The sequence below is a fragment of the Vibrio sp. genome (assembly GCF_050299255.1).
GTDB lineage: Bacteria > Pseudomonadota > Gammaproteobacteria > Enterobacterales > Vibrionaceae > Vibrio.
The window spans coordinates 1-19,156 of record NZ_JBNKVP010000067.1; the positions used below are offsets into that span (position 1 = coordinate 1).

17 protein-coding genes are annotated in these 19,156 nt (G+C 48.0%); 8 read left to right on the top strand and 9 right to left on the bottom strand.

Annotated features, from left to right (window positions below; translation table 11 throughout):
* The 4 genes from ACQY6F_RS14860 to ACQY6F_RS14875 all read right to left on the bottom strand — a co-directional run.
* Positions 1-200, bottom strand: a 200-nt coding sequence (locus ACQY6F_RS14860) for an AAA family ATPase (RefSeq protein WP_428775472.1), incomplete at its 3' end; no start/stop codon positions are given.
* 544 nt (positions 201-744) lie between these two features.
* Entirely contained in the window at positions 745-1,311 is a 567-nt protein-coding gene (locus ACQY6F_RS14865) for a cytochrome c3 family protein (RefSeq protein WP_428775474.1), read from the bottom strand.
* 9 nt (positions 1,312-1,320) lie between these two features.
* Positions 1,321-1,722, bottom strand: coding sequence for a cytochrome c3 family protein (locus ACQY6F_RS14870; protein ID WP_428775476.1), 402 nt, complete (start codon positions 1,720-1,722; stop codon positions 1,321-1,323).
* Between the two features lie 51 nt (positions 1,723-1,773).
* On the bottom strand, positions 1,774-3,369 hold the full coding sequence (locus ACQY6F_RS14875; protein WP_428775477.1) for an FAD-dependent oxidoreductase: 1,596 nt from the start codon (positions 3,367-3,369) through the stop codon (positions 1,774-1,776).
* 190 nt (positions 3,370-3,559) lie between these two features.
* Between ACQY6F_RS14875 and ACQY6F_RS14880 the strand changes: the two genes are divergently transcribed.
* The 3 genes from ACQY6F_RS14880 to torR all read left to right on the top strand — a co-directional run bounded on the left by ACQY6F_RS14880 (position 3,560) and on the right by torR (position 6,902).
* A complete protein-coding gene (locus ACQY6F_RS14880) occupies positions 3,560-5,317 on the top strand; it encodes a sensor histidine kinase (RefSeq protein WP_428775479.1) in 1,758 nt (585 codons plus the stop codon).
* A gap of 10 nt (positions 5,318-5,327) precedes the next feature.
* Entirely contained in the window at positions 5,328-5,945 is a 618-nt protein-coding gene (locus tag ACQY6F_RS14885; protein WP_428775480.1) for a response regulator transcription factor, read from the top strand.
* A 246-nt stretch (positions 5,946-6,191) separates the two neighbouring features.
* The gene (gene torR, locus ACQY6F_RS14890; protein ID WP_428775482.1) at positions 6,192-6,902 is read left to right on the top strand and encodes a two-component system response regulator TorR; all 711 of its coding nucleotides are present in this window, start codon (positions 6,192-6,194) and stop codon (positions 6,900-6,902) included.
* On the opposite strand, the gene torT is transcribed toward torR, so the two are convergent.
* Positions 6,892-7,956 (bottom strand): TMAO reductase system periplasmic protein TorT, encoded by a 1,065-nt coding sequence (torT, locus tag ACQY6F_RS14895; protein WP_428775484.1) that lies wholly within the window; start codon positions 7,954-7,956, stop codon positions 6,892-6,894. The two genes, torR and torT, sit on opposite strands and share 11 nt — an antisense overlap.
* Positions 7,957-8,042: 86 nt before the next feature.
* On the opposite strand from torT, the gene torS reads away from it, so the two are divergent.
* Entirely contained in the window at positions 8,043-10,931 is a 2,889-nt protein-coding gene (gene torS, locus ACQY6F_RS14900; RefSeq protein WP_428775486.1) for a TMAO reductase system sensor histidine kinase/response regulator TorS, read from the top strand.
* Between the two features lie 73 nt (positions 10,932-11,004).
* On the opposite strand, the gene torD is transcribed toward torS, so the two are convergent.
* Genes torD through ACQY6F_RS14920 form a run of 4 tightly spaced genes read right to left on the bottom strand, consistent with a single transcriptional unit; the run spans position 11,005 to position 15,515 of the window.
* Positions 11,005-11,634 carry a molecular chaperone TorD gene (gene torD, locus ACQY6F_RS14905; RefSeq protein ID WP_428775488.1) on the bottom strand — a complete coding sequence of 210 codons (630 nt, stop codon included), beginning with the start codon at positions 11,632-11,634 and terminating at the stop codon, positions 11,005-11,007.
* Positions 11,635-11,660: 26 nt separating this feature from the next.
* Complete coding sequence (gene torA, locus ACQY6F_RS14910; RefSeq protein ID WP_428775489.1) at positions 11,661-14,150, bottom strand: trimethylamine-N-oxide reductase TorA; 2,490 nt, start codon at positions 14,148-14,150, stop codon at positions 11,661-11,663.
* A gap of 12 nt (positions 14,151-14,162) precedes the next feature.
* Positions 14,163-15,344 carry a pentaheme c-type cytochrome TorC gene (torC, locus tag ACQY6F_RS14915; RefSeq protein ID WP_428775490.1) on the bottom strand — a complete coding sequence of 394 codons (1,182 nt, stop codon included), beginning with the start codon at positions 15,342-15,344 and terminating at the stop codon, positions 14,163-14,165.
* 18 nt (positions 15,345-15,362) lie between these two features.
* On the bottom strand, positions 15,363-15,515 hold the full coding sequence (locus ACQY6F_RS14920) for a periplasmic nitrate reductase, NapE protein (RefSeq protein ID WP_428775492.1): 153 nt from the start codon (positions 15,513-15,515) through the stop codon (positions 15,363-15,365).
* A gap of 255 nt (positions 15,516-15,770) precedes the next feature.
* Here ACQY6F_RS14920 and ACQY6F_RS14925 point away from each other — a divergent pair, with 255 nt between their 5' ends.
* The 4 genes from ACQY6F_RS14925 to ACQY6F_RS14940 all read left to right on the top strand — a co-directional run.
* A complete protein-coding gene (locus ACQY6F_RS14925) occupies positions 15,771-15,935 on the top strand; it encodes an integrase core domain-containing protein (protein WP_428775497.1) in 165 nt (54 codons plus the stop codon).
* Between the two features lie 356 nt (positions 15,936-16,291).
* On the top strand, positions 16,292-17,518 hold the full coding sequence (locus tag ACQY6F_RS14930) for a NupC/NupG family nucleoside CNT transporter (RefSeq protein WP_428775493.1): 1,227 nt from the start codon (positions 16,292-16,294) through the stop codon (positions 17,516-17,518).
* A 14-nt stretch (positions 17,519-17,532) separates the two neighbouring features.
* Complete coding sequence (gene deoD, locus ACQY6F_RS14935) at positions 17,533-18,243, top strand: purine-nucleoside phosphorylase (protein WP_428775494.1); 711 nt, start codon at positions 17,533-17,535, stop codon at positions 18,241-18,243.
* A gap of 59 nt (positions 18,244-18,302) precedes the next feature.
* On the top strand, positions 18,303-19,156 hold an 854-nt coding region (locus ACQY6F_RS14940), incomplete at its 3' end, for an amidohydrolase family protein (RefSeq protein WP_428775496.1).

The following is a 19,156-nucleotide window of genomic DNA, read 5'->3' on the forward strand; positions in this document are numbered from 1 at the left end:
GTGCCGGCTTCAGCCGCCATTTCCATAATGGTGTTTTGCGCTTTTGAGTGAAGAATTAAACGAGTAGAGTCAGCTTTAGGGTCACAGCCTATGATCATGACTTTTTTCCCTGCTTCAGCCAGAGCCGCTACCAGATTTTGAGTTGTAGTGGATTTACCGATACCACCTTTTCCGTAAATTGCACATTGACGAATTGCCATGGTCTATCTCCTTTTAAAATTAGACTCATGACAGTTAGTGCGAAATATATACCAACTAAATATTGCATTCTTATCAATAAGTTAAAGTGTTCTGTCTTGTGCTTATGGAAACAAACAGCTGATATTGTTTGTTTTAAGACAAGGGCTGTAAGTTACTATTCAGGAGGAATTAGGCATAAAAGAAGTGAGTAGTTGCCAACTGAAAAGACACTCGCGGGTCTTTGTTCATATTGCTTTTCTTGCTTTGCCGGTGACAACTACAACAATGGCAGATACCCCTGAGCACGACATACGGCTTAGCCGTTGGTTTAATCATGGTATCTAACTGGTCAAACTTCTGGAAATTTCCTGCAAATCCCAGATTACACTAGAAGCAAATGCATTTGGGTCTGTTTTGTTATTAGTGAAATAACTTAGTAAATGAACCACCTTTTAAAGGCAAAGCGCTATTGAATGAACCCCCCCTACTGAAGCCGGGGATCAGAATTGAAAACAAAAGGCAAGGTTTTCACACCTTGCCTTTGCTCTTTCCAAGCATCTATAACTAGTTAGACTCAAACGTAAATTCTGGATAACGCTTGTTCAATTCACTGCGTAACATACCATTGTGACCGACAGTTACGTGACACGATACACAGTTAATAGGGTCGCCTTTTTCCAGTTGCTTCTTGTAATGCGCATGAGTTTGCAAAGATTTGGGATTGTCAGCTTCGGTTTTATCCAGAAGCTCTTGGTGACAACTTAAACAGCCACTATCAAAAACAAACCGTTTTCGCTGTTCCCGTCGATCAATCCAATCAATCGCATCGGTATCCGTGACGTTTTCAACAAATACATCATTAATGCCATGCGCGGTCTTGGCCACCATGTATCCGAGTACCGAATCTTGAGGCAAATGGCAATCAACACATTGAGCAACAAACCCATGCTCATTTTGCCCGCCATGGACATCATACTTAAATGTTTCCGCCATGGGTTCCATAGAGTGGCAAGAGCCGCAAAACTCGGCATCGCCAGTGCTATGCGCAATCTCGGCCGTTATCAGACTCGCACCTGTACCTAACAAGCCACCAATCGCTAACAGCATTACAATAAACCATTTTTTATTCATAGTGACTCCTTACGGCACCTTATCCATCCATGAGGTTGTCGTATGACAATCGGAACACAGGTTAATTGACGGCTGATGTTCAGCGTGACATTCGTAGCAGTCCAAATCCAATCCATCATGGAACGAGTTATGTGGATTTGTGTGGTGCTTGTCCATGAACTGTAATCGATCGGCTACTTTCTGTTTGCTTCCGTGACAGCTTAAGCAGTTTTCGGTTTCCAGTGGCTCGTATTGTTCTGGGTCATTACCTTCATGGCACATAACACAGTCAAATTTCAGCGCTTGGTGATGGGGTTTGAGGGTGTATTCTTCGCTCAACTGCTTCCAGTCTGGCTGCGGTTCCGCATTCACACTTAAAGTGGTCAGTGTTGAAAAGAACACCATTAAGCAGAGTAAAATGGATTTTTTCATAAGATTCATATTCTTAGTATTAGGGGTGGCGATACACCACCCCAAGAGAAGTTATACCCAAGGTTTCGCTTTTGCAGCGTTTTCGCCGGCAACCATGCCAAATGTACCGCAGTCAATGGTTGAACATGCGGTCAAACGGATGTAGCCGTAAGTCCCCGCAGACGCTTCACCACACACAAAAGCCCCTTCGATCGGCTCACCGGTGGCCACATCCACAGCCTCTGCTTTTGGCGTGATCATTGCGCCGCCCTGAGCGTAGTTGTAGCGAGGGTTCAATTGCATGGCGTAGAATGGTGCCTGCGAAATTGACGTCGCCTCTTTTAGTACACCTTTAGGCTTGTGGAACTCATCCTGATCCAACGCCATATTGGTGTTGTACTTCTCAATATTCTTTTCAAGTGTTTTGATATCCATCTCGAAGTTATCAGCCAGTGCCTGGAGTGTATCGAACTTCCAGATTGTGCCGTTGATGCCGTTTTTACCTTCCAGAGACAGGTGGAATCGCTGCTGATCATGGTAATGCTCAGCACCTTTTTGGTCATAGATAAGGACAGTATGCTCGCCATCGATGTGGCGCCGCTCTTCCAAGATCGCCATACCAATCGCCTGACGATCGTTGTTGTTGTACTCGTCAACGAAGCGTTCGCCTGTGCGAGGGTTAACCAAAATACCCCAGCGAATATCTTCAGTTGGAATGGGGAACGCAAAGCGGAACAGCGTCATGTGGATTGGTTTGAAGCCGGCATTGATCATCGCCTTAATGGCACCCGCCGTCGCACCGGGTTGTGTTGTTGATGCAGCGTTGTACATAGTCCCTACTTCATCACCACGGAACTTACGGTCTTGGTTGTAACCGCCCGTCGCCATGATAAGGCCCCGCTTAACCTTGTAGTATTTAACGTCGCCGGATTGATTGATCGCTGGATTATCGTTATCCCCCAGATCATCATGCCTACGGTTAAAGCGATAGTTTTCACGCACTTTGACACCAATAACGCGACCTTTTTCGTTACGCAGGATCTCGTCTAGCAAGATTTTCTTGCGAACTTCCACATTGCTTAGGTTGGCAGAGCAGTAGCTTTGCAGCTTCTTGATAACTTCTGTGCCGCCCCCTTTAGGCCAAACACATCGCGGACGAGAGTGACCTCCCAGCTTCTTAACACCCGTGCCACCACCGATGGACATATCATATTCAACGCCATGGTCTTTCAGGAAGTTGTACAGATCGAGTGTTCCTTTTGCTGCCACTTTGGTCAACTCGCGGTGGTTGTAACCTTTCGCTTCGCGCTCGATATCTTTGAGCAGTAGCTCCCAGGAGTCATCTTCAACGCCAATGTTTTTTTGTAGATCAGATCCCACCACGGCCATATTCAGGCCAGAGATCAAAGACGATCCACCCAGACGCGACATTTTATCTGCAACAACCACTTTTGCGCTGGCATCAGTCTCGGCGGCGCGGATAGCCGCGATCATACCCGCCATACCAGAACCAATGACCAGTACATCCATCTCCTCATCCCACTGGATCTCGTTAGGATTCGATGCAGCGAAAGCGGCGGTTGACAGACCTAACGCTGAAACAGGCGCAATAGCCGCCGCCCCCAGCCCCAGTTTTATGAAATTACGACGTGAATTTTGTTCAGACATAAACTTTTGCTCCGTTTGCACTCACTGTGCACTTATTGGTTATTACTTAACTACGGAGCATTGTTCACGAGCAGTCAGGCTACCTCTATAGTGGTAAACCGCAGTTACTCTTCATGATTGATCTAAGACAAACATTCAAACTATCAATATGAGACGCTTAACCCATATTTGAATTTCACCAGGCTTCGCTTTGAAAATAAGAACCATGTTGCTAATCGCAACTATTTTGTTGAGCAGCCCTAGCTATGCTGAGCAAAAACTAGTCCGAATTGGAGTGCTCGCCTTTAATGGCGCAGCCTATACCTTAAAGCGCTGGCAACCGACCATTGATTACTTGAATCTGGCACTACCGGGTTATCACTTTGTGATTGTTCCTGCCGATATTCCAACCTTAAACAAGCTAGTCGATAGCGGGCTGATCGATTTTACGTTGACCAACGGCATTCAATTCCTTATCTATAAATACAAGCATCAGGCAGTCAAAATGCTGAATCTCAATCCGCTGCACGGCGATGCTAAGCACGCAATTGGCTCAGCAGTCATTGCGCGCATCAATGAACCTGAACTCAAATCCCTCAAAGCATTGACTCGTCGCTCTATCGTCTCGGTGAGTGAAAATGCGTTTGGTGGTTTTAGGGTAATGCTTGGGGAGTTTTTGCAGCATGGAGTCACCAAAGAAGATCTCCATCGGCTTACTTTTGTTGGCTACCCTCAGCAAAAAATCTTAACCAAGGTACTGAATGGAGAAGTGGACTTTGCAATCGCGCCGACCTGTCTACTGGAAAGGAAAATACTCGATGGCACCATACCCCCGCACACTCTGAAGGTTATGTTTCGTAAGCAACCCACCAGCGATTTTGCTTGCCACACCTCCAGCCAACTTTACCCCAATTGGACGCTCGCTCGTTTAAATCATGTGCCGGCAGATTATGCCAATCATATTGCTCGAATTTTACTGACCATTCTACCAAACAGCCCCATCGCGGTTACCGGCTTATATGGTGGCTGGTCAGTCCCCATCGACGATAGCGCAATCTATCAGTTGATGGACAGTATTGGGGTTAATATTCAACCCTCGTACATTGAAAAGCTGTGGGAGAAATATCGCGGCTGGGCGCTATCCGCTATCGGCTTGGTGATGCTACTTGTCGTCTATCACCTACGGGTTAACTACCTGGTCCATGTCCGTTCGGCACAGCTAAGAGATGAGATTGACCAACACAAGCAAACCTCCTTACTACTTGAAAATGAAACCAATCAGTTGTTTAAGGCACAAAGAATACTACTGACCGGAGAAATGGCAGCTGGGATTGCCCACGAACTAAACCAGCCATTGATGGCGATAGGTACCTACACCGCTGGTTGTAAGAACCGATTGAAAAAGCAAGCCCTAGAGCCTAAGCAGTTGGAAAATACTCTGGAGAAAATTGAGCAACAGACCAAAAACGCGAGTGACATCATTCAGCGGTTGCGCAACTTCATGAAAGTACAACATGATGAACGTTGTGCGGTTGAGATCGGTCCGCTGATTTCTAATACCTTGCTCATTTTTCAGCACACCTTTAAACATCACAACATTAAGGTAAAGCTTCATTCAGAAACGGTTTCAGCCCAGATAGATACCGTACTCATCCAGCAAGTGCTGGCAAATTTAATTCAAAATAGCATCGATGCATTGAGAGAAGTCCATCGCGAAAATAAGCAGATATCTCTTTCGGTGTACGAAAGCAAAGTCTCTTGTGTCATTGAGATTGAAGACAATGGCTGTGGTATCAGTGATGAGCAGCTTGAGCAACTCTTTATGCCATTTCAAAGCAGCAAAGAAGCCGGTCTTGGCCTTGGAATGGTTATCTGCAAACGAATAATTGAAGCCCATGAAGGAGAGATACAAGCGTTGCAGTTAGAGCAAGGAAGCCGTTTTAGAATAACTCTACCCAAAAACTACTAAAGGATTGATTATGCCATGCCCTATCTATCTGATTGATGATGATATAGCCATTCTCGACTCCGTAACTTTTTTACTTGAAGATCAAGAATTTGATGTTAATGCATATCAAAGTGCTGTCGATTTCCTAAATGAAGCCGATCTGAGCCAGCCCGGCGTCATCTTACTGGATATCAATATGCCCGGGATGGATGGCTTAGAGATGCAAAAACAGATCGAGGATTTGGCGTCCAGTTTAGTGATCGTGTTCTTGACCGGTCACGCAGACGTCGAAACCACCAAACTGGCCTTTAAGCGTGGCGCTCACGATCTGCTGCAAAAGCCTGTTCAAAGCGATGTACTGTGCCAAACTCTGTGGCGGGCGCAGGTGCTAGCATTAGAGATTTATAAAACCAAGCAGCAGAATGCGGATTTAAAGAGCCGAGCACAAACCCTGACTGAACGAGAAAAGAGCCTGATACCTTTGATCATCGAAGGTAAGCCAAATAAAATTATCGCTGACGAGCTCTGTATTGCCCTAAGAACTGTCGAGATTCATCGGCACAACATATTCAAAAAAATGGCGGTCTCATCCGGTATCCAATTGGCATTCGAGGGGAAAAGGCTGCTCGAGCTGCTCACTGAGCAGTAAATCACGACACAGAGAACGGGAAACGAGCGATGGCTTGTTACTAAAGATAGCTTGGGGTGCGAGATAATCTCAGACCAACCGCTACATTGGCTTGGTCAAATCTGATGCTCATTGATAAAGATCATACTAGTATTGACGAACCTCCGTAAAATAACATCACCACGATGAATAGATAAGAATGAAACAATACAAATGGACTTCTTCTCTTAGCCATCGCGGGGTATCTAAGGTAGTCGAGGAATATTGATGGCATACACCGTACTTGTAGTTGATGATGAGGCATTAGTCCGCACCCGTCTGAAAGGTTACTTTGAAAAAGATGGTTATCGGGTGCTGGAAGCGTCAGATGGTCAGCAGATGTGGCAACGACTGGAGCAGACACAGGTTGATCTCATCATGCTGGACATTAATATGCCGGGCGATGATGGCCTGATGCTTACCCGTGAACTTCGTAGTCACTCCAACATTGGTATTATTCTGGTGACCGGCCGTGATGAAAGCATTGACCGCATCGTCGGACTCGAGATGGGCGCGGACGATTATGTGACTAAACCCTTTGAACTGAGAGAGCTTCGGGTTCGGGTGCGAAACCTGCTGTGGCGTATTTCACTGGAAGACAGAGCCCGGCAGCAAGCCATTCAACAGCTTTCAGCCAGGGATGATAGCCTGTATTTTTCAGACTATCATTTGCAGCTGAACAGCCGTCGCCTGTCACATAAAGACGAAGTCATTCGCCTGACCAAGGGCGAGTTTGAGCTACTGGCCGCCTTCACCCTTTATCCGAATCAGGTTCTGTCAAGAGAAAGGTTGATGCAACAGACCAGCCACCGGGATGAGGATGTCAGCGACCGAACCATTGACGTGATCATCCGTCGTCTGCGCAATAAGCTCCGTCCCGACCTGTTTGTGACTGTACACGGTGAAGGCTATCTTTTTGCCGCCAATGTTACGGATTAATCTGCTCAGGGGTAACCCGATAAAGCGGATAGTAATCAGCCGGAGCCAGGCTTTGACTGAGATCCACATCCTGATAATTATGAGGGGTCAGGCGTTGAATGGCCGGGCCGATACTACCGAAATCCCCTTCGCCCTCAAGAGTCCGAACCACCAGGTCAACGGCTAAACTCCCCTGGATCACGACTCTGTCATCATTGGCGTAAGCCACCTTACCGCGTCTTAGCCCGCGCAACACATTGGGGGATAGATAAACACTGACCAGGATAAGCTCGCCCACCAGGTTATTCTGCCGCACCGTCCCCATGGCAGCCTCAATAGCGACAGCACTGCCGAGCAACAACTGGGGGATAGGATGTTCCGCCAACATCTGATTGATTTGGTCTCGATACAGATTACGGCTATTATCCGCATGCCTGACGGAAATAATCTGTTGCTGATCAATCATATCTCTGACTCCACTTTCAACCATATCCGTACCGCCCCGCTTATCCGGGCCAACCAGCAGCGCCAAGCGCTGAGCCGGCAATGTCGCAATATACTGCCCGCTCAGCTGGCCCATTTGGTACCAGTTAACACCAACATGCGTTTTTACCTTAGGGTGGTTAACCTGGTTTACTAGCGCCAGTACCGGCTTGGTGATCTCTACCTCTGTGTGGTTCAGAAGGTCTGCACTGACAGCCCCCAGCAGGATGGCGTCAGAATCATCATTCAGGCATTGCTTTAGCTGGGCTAACTGTCTGCGGCTATTATCGTAGCCCCCGGCGTCATACAATGTCATACCAATACCCAGCGCCCGGCTGCGGGTAGCCAGACCATAGTTGACACCGATCCAGTAAGCATCTTTCAAGTGAGGAACCAATACACAAACCTGCCATGGACGGCTGGCCTGATGCAGTGGCTGATATTGGACTTCTTGGGCCGTTTGGATTGGCTGGTTGAATGGAGTGCGTTGTTCGAGAGACCAGGTTTGCGCCCAGGCAGGTAACAACACCAGCGATAAAACCCAGGTAGATGTTTTTACCAGTAATCGTCTGGAAATAAATAAATGGTGCATATGAAATTCCCTGAATTTGGGTGTTATCATCTATACGCCGGAGCAGTCCGGAAATTGGTGTTATTTTATCAGCTAAAGGGTGAGATGTGAGACCTTTATCATCAAGGCTTAGAAGTCTGACCGGCAGACTCATGCTGGTATTTTGTCTGTTAGCCATTTTGCTGTTGCTGCAGTTCGCTCTTGCTAATATCAGCTTGCACTGGGTACGCAATGCCGACAGTTCGCTATACGGACAAGCGTTACCCGCTTCTGAAGCCGCCAGGCAGTTATCTCAGTCTGCTACCGCACTGGTTGAGAATGCTCAACGCCTGGGTGAAATCAATGAAGAAGTTCAAAGACAATATCTCGGACGGCGTCTGGCCATTGAAAGCAACCGGATGCTGGAAGCGATTTCGACCCTCAAGCAACTAGATATTGAAGGCTCTGATCGGCTCAAGGATACCGCTAGCCAGATTATCAGTCTGCTTACCCTGCAGGGTGAGCAAACAAAAAAACGGTTGCAGTTAGCTGATCAACTCAAAGATCAGGGCAACGCACTCACCCTGGCTGCCGGACGGGCCAGCACCCTGCTACAATCAGAACTTGCCGTGCTGGATTCTGTACTGCTAGCCAAACTTAGTCAGGGCCCGGACCAGACTAATCTCGACAACATTATTGATTTGGATATCAGTCGAGCAGAACAGCTTAACCGAGCATTAAAACTCACCCACCAGATTGCTCTGATGGGACAAGCCTTTGAAGCGGTGGGGCGCGGGCAAAACCTTATGCCCTTATCACCCGTCGAGTCAGAGGAAGCCCAGCTATCGCCAGACTTGCTGCAATTGATTCCTATTGAATCTCTGGTGAGAGATCCGCTCCGCTCGCGCGAACTTCAACTAGAGTTTTCCCGGATGGAACAGATTCGACACAGCGAAGCCGTCTCCCAGTCTCTGAATGCTCTGCAACATCAACTTGAACAGCGCCAACTGGCCATTGCAGACATTCTCAAAACGATGGAACAGACGGTAGACACTGCTTTGCAGAGTCAGCAACGTCACCTGATCGAGGCCCGGAACAATTACCTGCATCAACTCGACTGGGCTGCAGCTGGTCTTTGGATAACCGGCGCACTCATCCTTAGCTTGTTGATTGTGGTCAGTTGGCAGGTAATTTATAAAGGTATCGCCCTGAGACTAAGCAATGCGACTGATGCACTTAACCGTCTCAGTAAAGGGGAAACCAATGTCACCATCCATTCTTACGGAGACGACGAACTGACCGCGATGGCCTCTGCGCTCGAAGCGTTTAAACAAAAAACGGCCGATAATTTACGATTGCAACAAAATTTACGTCAAACTGCCGCGGAACTCAGTGAACATAAATCAGCTCTGGAACAGAAGGTCACTGAGCGAACCCATGAACTGGCCCGGGCCAACGAGCAGCTGCAAGAGGCCAATCAGGCAAAATCGCTGTTTTTGGCGACAATGAGCCATGAAATACGCACACCGCTAAACGGACTGCTGGGCACGCTGAGCTTAATCAATAAGACCAGATTGCCAGAAAATGCCCAGCAAATGCTGGCCCTCTCTCAATACAGTGGCGCGCTGCTGCAGACAGTGCTGAATGATATCCTCGATTTTTCCCGGCTTGAACAGGGAAGCCTGGTCAATGACCCCCGACCGGTAGCGTTACCTGAGCTTCTTGAAGAAGTCACCGCCATCATGCTGGGTGGAGCCAATCTGGCGAACCTGGAGTTAAAGCTAATAACCAGTGACATACCACCGTGGATTCTCATCGATGGTCCAAAACTTCGGCAAGTTCTGTTCAACCTATTGAGTAACGCCATCAAGTTTACTCCAGAGGGCGGGGTTACTATGACCGTCACTCGGCAGAAAGAGCAGTTATTGTTCGAGGTCAGAGACACAGGTATCGGTATTCCGCAATCGGTGATGGAAAAACTGTTCATTCCCTATGTGACCGAAACCGATAACGCCAGTACGCGAGGAACCGGGCTAGGATTGAGTATCAGCCATCATCTGGTGAAGCTGATGTCCAAAAACAGTGTCGACTCCAAACAGGTCATTGAGGTTGTCAGTCAGCCGGGTCACGGCAGTAGTTTCCGTTTCCGACTGCCAGTTGAGATATGTGAACATGACATTGGTCCCTGTGAACACGCCCCAGCGATCAGCCCTCCTCAGCGCGTTTTACTGGTTGAAGATAATCGGGTCAATACTCTGGTGGCCCAGGGATTTCTTGCATACCTCGGTCACCAGTCGTGTGTGGCACGCAGCCTGTCAGAAGCTCGGCGACTGTTAAACCAGGGCGAACAATTCGAAAGAGTCATGCTGGATGTGCAATTGCCTGACGGCTCAGGCACCGAACTGTTGCCGCGTCTCCGCCAGCAAGCAGATAACGACATCCAAGTCGCGGCTTTCACCGCCCAGTTACAACATCAGGACATGATAGATTATCAAGCGCTCGGCTTTGACCTGGTGTTGCCTAAACCGCTAAACCTGCAAGCTCTGAGAGACTGGCTCGGAGTAGCAAATCAAACCAATAGCGACTCTTGGCCGAGCTCTAACGTCAATTCGGCAGATAAACCTACCGAATCTGAAATAACACCGACGCATCTGTCTACTTTGGTTAACCGAAAACAGATTCGTGAAGATCTTGAGGTACTCGGACACCAGACTGTAAGTGAAATGCGTACCCTGTTTATCAACAAGAGCGGCGATCAGCTCAGCCGAATTGAACAACTGTACAGCTGCAACTCACAGCAAAGTCAGCAGGAGCTTCAGTCTCTGCTTCATTCATTAAAAGGGAGCTGTGCCAGTATGGGAATGGACGCCTTGTGTCACTATTGCTCGACCTGGGATAAAAAGGTGCGCGCTGGAGAGCGCCTTGATGTGGCGATGGTGAAGCGCCTGAAACAACTCCACCAGGAATCACTGAGCGCGTTAGATTCCGTTCTCGCCGATAAATCGGCAAGTGAATAAACAGAAAGCGCCATAACGGCGCTCTCTGTTTATTGGCTAACCTGGTCTGCCTTTTGAATCTTAAACCTCAGATTCAGTTCTCCAGACGTAACCACTGTGCATCGCTGCGGACAAATGCCTGAGTCAGCCTGGCAAGCGCGGCATAAAATCCTTGCTGATCACACTCACCGATCCGATCTGTAAAATCAGGCAACCAGCTCAGGATGCACTCTTCAAGAAAGGTCAGCTGCGCCTGGGACGGCGCTTTCAGGCACAGCTCTGCCTGATAGGCCAGAATCACCGCCAGATGATCAGCCGGTTCCGGAAAATCACTGTCTACAGATAAGCCAGCCTGTTGCAGAAACCCCAGCATTTGCTGATGCCATTCTCCAAATACGGCCATGTCACTGTCATCATTGAGATAACTACCGGCATAGGGGGAAACACTGCCTTTACCGCTGACCAGAAACAGCCCGCAGAAATCTGCCGCCAGTTCCAACAATGCTCTTTCACCTTCATCATGGGATGCCGTTTCAATAGCGGTTAACTTATCCCACAATAGTCCGGCATCTGCCGACAACTCTGCTTCTGATATCAGTTGTTGCCAGAAGGGGCGGGCCTGGGAACAAGTCAGCTCTTCCATTCGTTTGGTGCTGATCTCTCTGGCGAACAGATCAGAGAGAAAGCGGTAGAACGATGCCCTGGCGGAATTTATCTGATTCATTTGTATTCTCCGTTATTGTGGCGAGATCAAATCTGTACTTCAATCGGGCCACTAAAAGATGCCACCGCAGGGGCGGTTCCGGTGAATTTTTCAAATTCAACCAGGCAGGTGTATGCCGAACAAGCCTGAGCCAGACTCGATGAGCCGATATCTTGTGTCAGCGTATTAGGATCACCATAACTGCATAGTGCGCCAATTTCGGCTCCTCCCTCTTTACTGCCATCCTGGCCGACCGGTCCATACCAAGCGCCCTCCTCAATTCGGATCACTCCCTCAGGGAAGCGGTCAGAAACCACGGCGCCTGCCAGGACCTGGCCACGGTCATTGAATACCCGCACCAAATCACCATCACGGATCCCTCTTGCTTTGGCATCTCCCGGGCTGATATAGACCGGTTCACGCCCCTGAACGGTATACGTCGAGCGAAATTCTTCCGACTCACACATCTGTGAATGGAGGCGTTTATCCGGATGGCATGACTGCAGCCAGACAGGGTGCTGGGCGCTTCCCGGCCCACCGTGGCTACGTTCTGATTTTTCCATCCAGACCGGATGTCCCGGGCAGTCAGCATAACCAAAGCCTGCAATTTTCCGGCTGTAAATTTCAATCAGTCCGGAAGGTGTTCCCAGCGGGTTAATTTCCGGATCATTGCGGAAATCCGCATGTCGAACCCAGTTACTGCCTTCTCCAAAATGGACATAGCCTTGTTGCCAGAACTCTTCGAACTCTGGCATAGGAAAGTTGTTTTTGTTTGCAGCCCGGCAATCATTATAGAGTTGTGCCAGCCACTCCATTTCATTCATGCCCCGGGTATATTCTTTTTCTCTGCCCATCAGGCCGGCAAACCGGGTGAAAATCTCAAAATCAGACAGACTGTCATAAAGCGGTTCAACCATTTTATGCATAGCGAGAATACCGCGTCCCGCGTAGGCCCCGTAGACATCAATATCATTCCGCTCCAGCGTGGTACATGCCGGCAAAACGATATCGGAAAAGCGAGCGGTGGCGGTCCAGTTCACTTCCACCGCAACCACACACTCCAGTTTGCGAAACGCCCGCTTCATACGGTTGCGATCCTGATGGTGACTCCAGGGATTGTTACCGGAAAAGATCGCCATGCGAATATCCGGGAAAGTCACTAGGTTGCCATTGGCCTCGATAACCTTACCTGGCTCGAGAATGGCATCGATCCAACGGGCGACCGGGATGGTGCTGCTGGCACCTTTAAAATCGTTGTTGTCAAACAGCGGCTTTTTGCCTTCATCCAGATTGCGAGGAAAGGCTCCTGGTGCCGCCGCGCCTGTCGCGGGAACACCAATCCCTGAGTAGTGGTGCCCGTAGCTGATGCCACCGCCCGGCAAACCTATCTGACCGAGCATCGTTGCCAATACCGCCGCCATCCAATAAGGCTGTTCGCCATGTTGCTGGCGCTGAATACACCAGCCCATCATGATCTGAGTTCGCCCTGCCGCCATAGTGTGTGCCAGTTCGCGAATCGTTTTGGCCGGAACACCACAAATCGCTTCGGCCCATTCCGGTGTTTTCGCCACACCATCCTTTTCGCCGAGCAGATAAGGCAGGAACATTTCAAAACCCAGACTGTATCCTTCGACAAACTTTTTGTCGTAAAGGCCTTGGCTGTAGAGCTCATGTGCCATCGCCAACATCAGAGTCACGTCGGTCTGCGGGTTGACGTAAAGATGTTCACAGCCTAAATACGCCTGCGTTTTGGTTTCAACCGGATCGATGCTGATCACGCGGATCTGACCGGACTGAACTTTTTCTTTTAGTTGGGCCAGATATTCAAATGATTCATGCGTTTCTGCGTTCCAGCCTACTTGCAGGTTTTTACAGGGATCATTTGACCAGAGTACGATGGTGTTACTGTTTTCAAGAATCAGCGGCCAGGAAGTACCTTGAGCGTATACCTCTGTTGAACCGAGTACGTAAGGCAGAATCGTCTGCCCTGCCCCGGTAGAGTAATCACCAACCTTTTTCACAAAGTTACCATGCATGGAAACGGCGCGCTGCATATGGCTGGTACTGGAATGCAGTTGTCCGGTCGCACGCCAGCCAGTATGACCGGCGTACAGGCCTGAAGGGCCATACTGAGTCTGAACCAAATCGAGCGATTGTTTGAGTAGTCGCAGCGCCTTATCCCACGTCACCCGGACAAAACGAAAATCACCGCGCTGACTGGTATCGCTTTTATGACCTTTTAGCAAGAAATCCAGTCGGACCATCGGATAACGGACCCGCGACGGATTGTACACAAGCCCGCGAATGCCATTGATCATCTCCGTGGGGTTGCGGTCAAACTCCAGTGGGCGAATGTCGGCAATCACACCGTTGCGACGTTGTACCCGGAACGCGCCAAAATGTGACCCGGTTGTCAGCCAGTCGTCACTGGTATCCATAGCTTTTGCCATGGCGGACACAGGTGCCAGCACTGAACTGCATCCAGCAACCACAGCGGAAGTTGAAGCCAGACCTTTGAGAAATTCTCTTCTGTTCATAAACACAGCCTCTTAATGTTTTTCTTCGCTAAAAGTCGATGAGTGTTGCTGCAAGTATTTTTGCACCAGTTGCTGGGTATCCTCGTCCATATTGACGAATGCAAGCATCCCCTGGAACATGCCTGGCCATGTGTTGGCATCGAAATGCGCTTCTTCAGGCTGGGTGTGACAGACGCTACAACTGGAACTGTAAGTGCTACGTGCATAGCTCCAGAGCGGTTCCAGCTCTGTCAGCAGATAATCTGAATCGGTCCACATTTCCGCTTCCACTCGCTGCCATTTGAGGCCGGTCATCGGGTCTTCTTTTTCTTCGAAAACTTGAATGACACCGTCAGTTTTGGCCGCTGACTTACTTAACTGGGCCGAAAGAATATTTAAACCAAAATCGAGGTAGATCACTCGGCCAACCCCTATTTTTTTACGCCAGCCATCAATCGCAATCCGGACACGTTTACCGTTGACCTCCAGCACCTTAACTGAAGTCGCGACGTTAAGTGTTCCGGCTTCATCCTCACCGGTCGCGTCAAGGTAAAGCGGTTTGATCAGGGAGCTGTAATAGGGCTGATCTACGGCAAGAGAACTGTCACCGTAGCCGACCTCGGCAATCAAATCCGGTGCTCGGGCCGTGCCCATGTCTGGCAGTTTATGGGCAATGCCCTTGTGGCAGTCGATACAGGACTGATCTTTTTCTGCCGCGGACTTCATCTGCTTTCGTGCTAATGGGGACATTTCTTCCCACTTCATGGAGCCGTAGTCGTGGCAGTTTTTACAGGCCTGGGAGTTATCACGCGAGAAGCGTTTCCATTCCCTGCTGGCCATTTCCAGCCTTTTATCCTCAAATTTTTCCTTGGTATTGACGGTGCCGAACAGCCAGCCCCAAACATCATGGGAGGCTTCCATCTTACGGGCGATTTTTCGGCTCCAGTCATGAGGGACGTGGCAGTCGGGACAGGTAGCCCGTACTCCGGAGTGATTAGACCAATGAACGGTCTGCTGCAGCTCTTGATAAGGGTTATTTTCCATTGAGTGACAGCTAATGCAGAAAGCTTCGGTATTGGTCGCTTCCAGTGCCGTATTGAAGCCGCCCCAGAACAGTATGCCCATAATGAAAGCTGACAAACTGACAGCTCCGAGGGTCAGATATTTAGTCGGGCGATTCAGCGTACGCCAGAGAGTTGTTATCCATTTAATCATGTCAGTAATTCACCTCTTTCAGTGTCCGGGCATCCCACCAAGGGCAAGATTTAGCCAGACAATCAGGCCGTAAAGGCCAATCCCGGCAACCGTCAGGATCGGAAACAATAGAAAAGTAATCAGACCGTGAGCCACCAGCTCCTGTTTTTTGTCTTGAGTGGGTTCAGACATTGCTATCGCACCAATTCAGATATGTTAGTTAGTGGATACATAGGGTAGAGGAATGATGTGAACGGCAATAACAGAGGTAATGAATGGATTTTGACTAAATGTGAAAGATTATGAATAAAATGGGAGTAATGAGGCCAGTAAGTTGATTTAGCAGAGAAAGTAGCGTGGGTTCAAACCATTAGACGCAGTATTGAAGGGAAAATTTACCCGTTCACAATGTCGGAGATCGGTCTAATCAAGCACTAGTTTTAAGCTCTGACTCATGTACGTGAACTAATCAGTATTTGCTACATGGATTACAATGAGAATCGCCCTCACTCAGCACTGGGTTACCTTACTCCATCTGAATTTGCAGCGACAACAAGAACAGCACGAAACAACAGTAATTTAGCCAGCATTACTAACGAAGTTTTGGATTAGTTCTTGGGGGCAGGTCAATATCTTTAAAGTAATCTTTACCATCGAAACTAGCGAACTTAGCACCACTGTTAAAAATTTCAGCCATCCCATTCCTAAAAATAACTTGATATCTCTTCTTATCGATCTTTCTGTAACATTTTAATTTTCTACAAGGTGAATAACGTAGACTGTCTGGTTATCTTTTATATCGATATAAACGCGTAGAACGGTGGTAAAGCATCTGATTGCATTTGGCACTTTGCGTGATCACTTTCAAAAAATTAAATAAACCTCCCCAAAGAGGAAAAATGTCCGCTCTTTGCAACAAAAAATTCACAATGATAAGGGTGAAACAATAATGAAAGTGGAAAATCTCTATGTCTACAATAATGAGTTTAATCGGCATCGTGTCATTGATGCTCATCGGTTTTGTGTTCTCGGAAAACCGTAGAAAAATTAATTTTAGAACCGTGTTAATGGCTCTATCCATTCAAATCACTCTGGGTGCTTTCGTCATGTATGTGCCCATAGGCATGAGTATCATCGAGTCGCTAAGTCACGGTGTTAATAGCGTGATTGCGTTTTCAAATGCAGGTCTGAAATTTGTATTCGGTGACTTAGCGGACTTCAAAGTCGGGTTTGTGTTTGCCATTAACGTACTTTGTGTGGTGGTCTTTGTCTCTGCACTTATTTCTGTTCTTTACTATCTACGGATAATGCAATTAATAATCAACGTGGTTGGCGGTGCTTTATCCAAGTTGGTTGGCGCAAGTAAAGCTGAATCGCTATCCGCTACAGCCAATATCTTCGTTGGTCCAATAGAAGCCCCTTCGATGGTGCGACCACTGGTAAAAAACATGACTCGCTCTGAGCTATTTGCAGTAATGACCGGTGGCCTGGCGAGTGTCGCTGGCGGCACTATGGTGGGTTATATTAATTTGGGTATTGATCCTAAATATATACTGACAGCCTGTTTTATGACGGCTCCTGCCGGTTTGTTGTTTGCCAAACTTATGTGTCCGCAAACAGAACCTGAACAGGTCAAAAATAATATTAATATTAATTCCGATGACAAGCCCAAAGGCCTACTCGAAGCCATTTCAGATGGCTCCACAATGGGTATGAATCAGGTAATTCTCGTTACGGCAATGCTGATCTCTTTTGTCGCTCTTATTGCATTGCTTAACGGTATTATTGGCGGCCTTGGCAACTTAATCAGTATCGATAACCTGACCTTGGAAGTCATTATAGGTTACTTGCTAGCACCTCTTACCTTTCTCATGGGTGTTCCCTGGTCGGAGGCAACCGTCGCCGGTTCAATTGTTGGGCAAAAAATCGCTATCAATGAGTTTGTTGCTTACATCAACTATCTCGATGTCGCACCACAGCTCACGCCGAAAACTCAAGCCATTATTGTGTTCAGCTTATGTGGTTTTGCCAATATAGGCTCACTCGCCATGGTTGTTGGCGGTATAAGTGCAATGTGCCCAGACAGACGTGAGCTTATTTCAGCCATCGGGCCACGTGTGCTTCTCGCTTCTATTCTTGCAAACCTTATGTCAGGCACTGTTGCCGGCGCTCTTATTTCATTAGGCACTTATTAATCTAGAGGTATCTCATGTCTACTCCCCATATCAACGCTAATCAAGGCGATTTCGCTGAAACAATCATTATGTCTGGCGATCCACTGCGTGCAAAATTCATTGCCGAGACATTCCTGGAAGAAGCTCGTGAAGTGACAAACGTACGTGGCATTCTGGGCTTTACCGGGAAGTATAAATCGACGCCTGTGTCCGTCATGGGTCATGGAATGGGAGGCCCTTCTGCCTCAATCTATTTCCACGAACTTATGACGCATTACGGCGTAAAAAATATCATCCGTGTTGGCAGTTGCGGCGCGATTTCTGACGACGTGAAACTAAAAGATCTTGTCGTTGCTCAAGGGGCCTCAACCGACTCGAAAATCAACCGGATTCGCTTTCGAGACCATGACCTGGCAGCCCTGGCAGACTTTGGGCTTTTGCAAACTTGCTATGAGGTTATCAAAACACGCTCAGTAAACTACAAGGTAGGTAACGTTTTTTCATCAGATCTGTTCTATCGCCCAGACGAGGATTACTATCAAACTATGCAACGTTACGGAATCTTAGGGGTTGAAATGGAGATCAATGCCCTATATGCGCTCGCTGCAGAGCAAAACTGTCGCGCCCTTGCGCTATGTACGGTTACCGATCATATCATTCGTCATGAATACCTCAGCTCCGACGAACGTCAAACCGGACTAAACGACATGGTTGAAATCGCACTTGAGACTGCGTCAAAACTGTAACTTCTTTTCACAGTGTTAGGGATGTCAATTCATCTCTAACACTTAATATTGGAACTGGTATGAAACACGCGATTCTCGGCTCTGTCTTCCACACTCCTGTTAAAGGTGAGTTTGAATATATTGAAAATGCACTAATCATTGTCGATGAGAATGGAATTATCGAGCAGGTCCTTAATCCAAGTGACAAAGAGTACTTTCGGGTATTACTCTACTTTAAAACGATAGATAAACTTCAAAAGCTTTCCCCCGGACAGTATCTTCTCCCCGGAATGATTGACTTGCACATCCACGCTCCACAGTGGCCACAAGCTGGTAAAGGTCTTGATCTTCCGCTAGACGAATGGTTGCTCAATTACACATTTCCTCTTGAGAGCCGCTATTCAGACCTCGATTTTGCAAAGAGCATTTATCCAAATCTAGTTAAGACTTATCTTGCCCATGGTACAACGACAGGCGTTTATTTTGCGACAGTCGACCTTGATGCTTCACTTTATCTCGCCCAGGAGTGTCTGCAACAAGGGCAGAGAGCTTACGTCGGGAAAGTGGCAATGGATGAACGGTCTATGTGCCCGGATTACTATGTCGACTCTGACTACCAAGCATCAATCGATCTGACCGAGATGTTTATTAACTCGGTGCGTACCATGAAGAATAACTCAGGTCTGATTCAGCCTGTCGTAACACCACGCTTTGTGCCCACATGTTCACTTGAAGCGATGCAAGGCTTGGGACAACTGGCGAAAAGGTATGATTGCCCGGTGCAAACACATGCAAGCGAAAGCGATTGGGCTCGTGATTTTAGCCAAAAAAAATACCAAAAAACCGATGTTGAGATTTATCAGGAGGCCGGATTGTTAGGTCCTAAGACCATCTTGGCCCATTCAATCTTCCTCACTAAAAATGACCTGGATAT

Excerpts from the sequence above, each read along its gene's own strand:
- ACQY6F_RS14865 (WP_428775474.1), bottom strand. The coding sequence starts at position 1,311 with ATGAATAAAAAATGGTTTATTGTAATGCTGTTAGCGATTGGTGGCTTG.
- ACQY6F_RS14870 (WP_428775476.1), bottom strand. The coding sequence starts at position 1,722 with ATGAAAAAATCCATTTTACTCTGCTTAATGGTGTTCTTTTCAACACTG.
- ACQY6F_RS14875 (WP_428775477.1), bottom strand. The coding sequence starts at position 3,369 with ATGTCTGAACAAAATTCACGTCGTAATTTCATAAAACTGGGGCTGGGG.
- ACQY6F_RS14885 (WP_428775480.1), top strand. The coding sequence starts at position 5,328 with ATGCCATGCCCTATCTATCTGATTGATGATGATATAGCCATTCTCGAC.
- torR (WP_428775482.1), top strand. The coding sequence starts at position 6,192 with ATGGCATACACCGTACTTGTAGTTGATGATGAGGCATTAGTCCGCACC.
- torT (WP_428775484.1), bottom strand. The coding sequence starts at position 7,956 with ATGCACCATTTATTTATTTCCAGACGATTACTGGTAAAAACATCTACC.
- torD (WP_428775488.1), bottom strand. The coding sequence starts at position 11,634 with ATGAATCAGATAAATTCCGCCAGGGCATCGTTCTACCGCTTTCTCTCT.
- torA (WP_428775489.1), bottom strand. The coding sequence starts at position 14,150 with ATGAACAGAAGAGAATTTCTCAAAGGTCTGGCTTCAACTTCCGCTGTG.
- torC (WP_428775490.1), bottom strand. The coding sequence starts at position 15,344 with ATGATTAAATGGATAACAACTCTCTGGCGTACGCTGAATCGCCCGACT.
- ACQY6F_RS14920 (WP_428775492.1), bottom strand. The coding sequence starts at position 15,515 with ATGTCTGAACCCACTCAAGACAAAAAACAGGAGCTGGTGGCTCACGGT.
- ACQY6F_RS14930 (WP_428775493.1), top strand. The coding sequence starts at position 16,292 with ATGTCTACAATAATGAGTTTAATCGGCATCGTGTCATTGATGCTCATC.
- deoD (WP_428775494.1), top strand. The coding sequence starts at position 17,533 with ATGTCTACTCCCCATATCAACGCTAATCAAGGCGATTTCGCTGAAACA.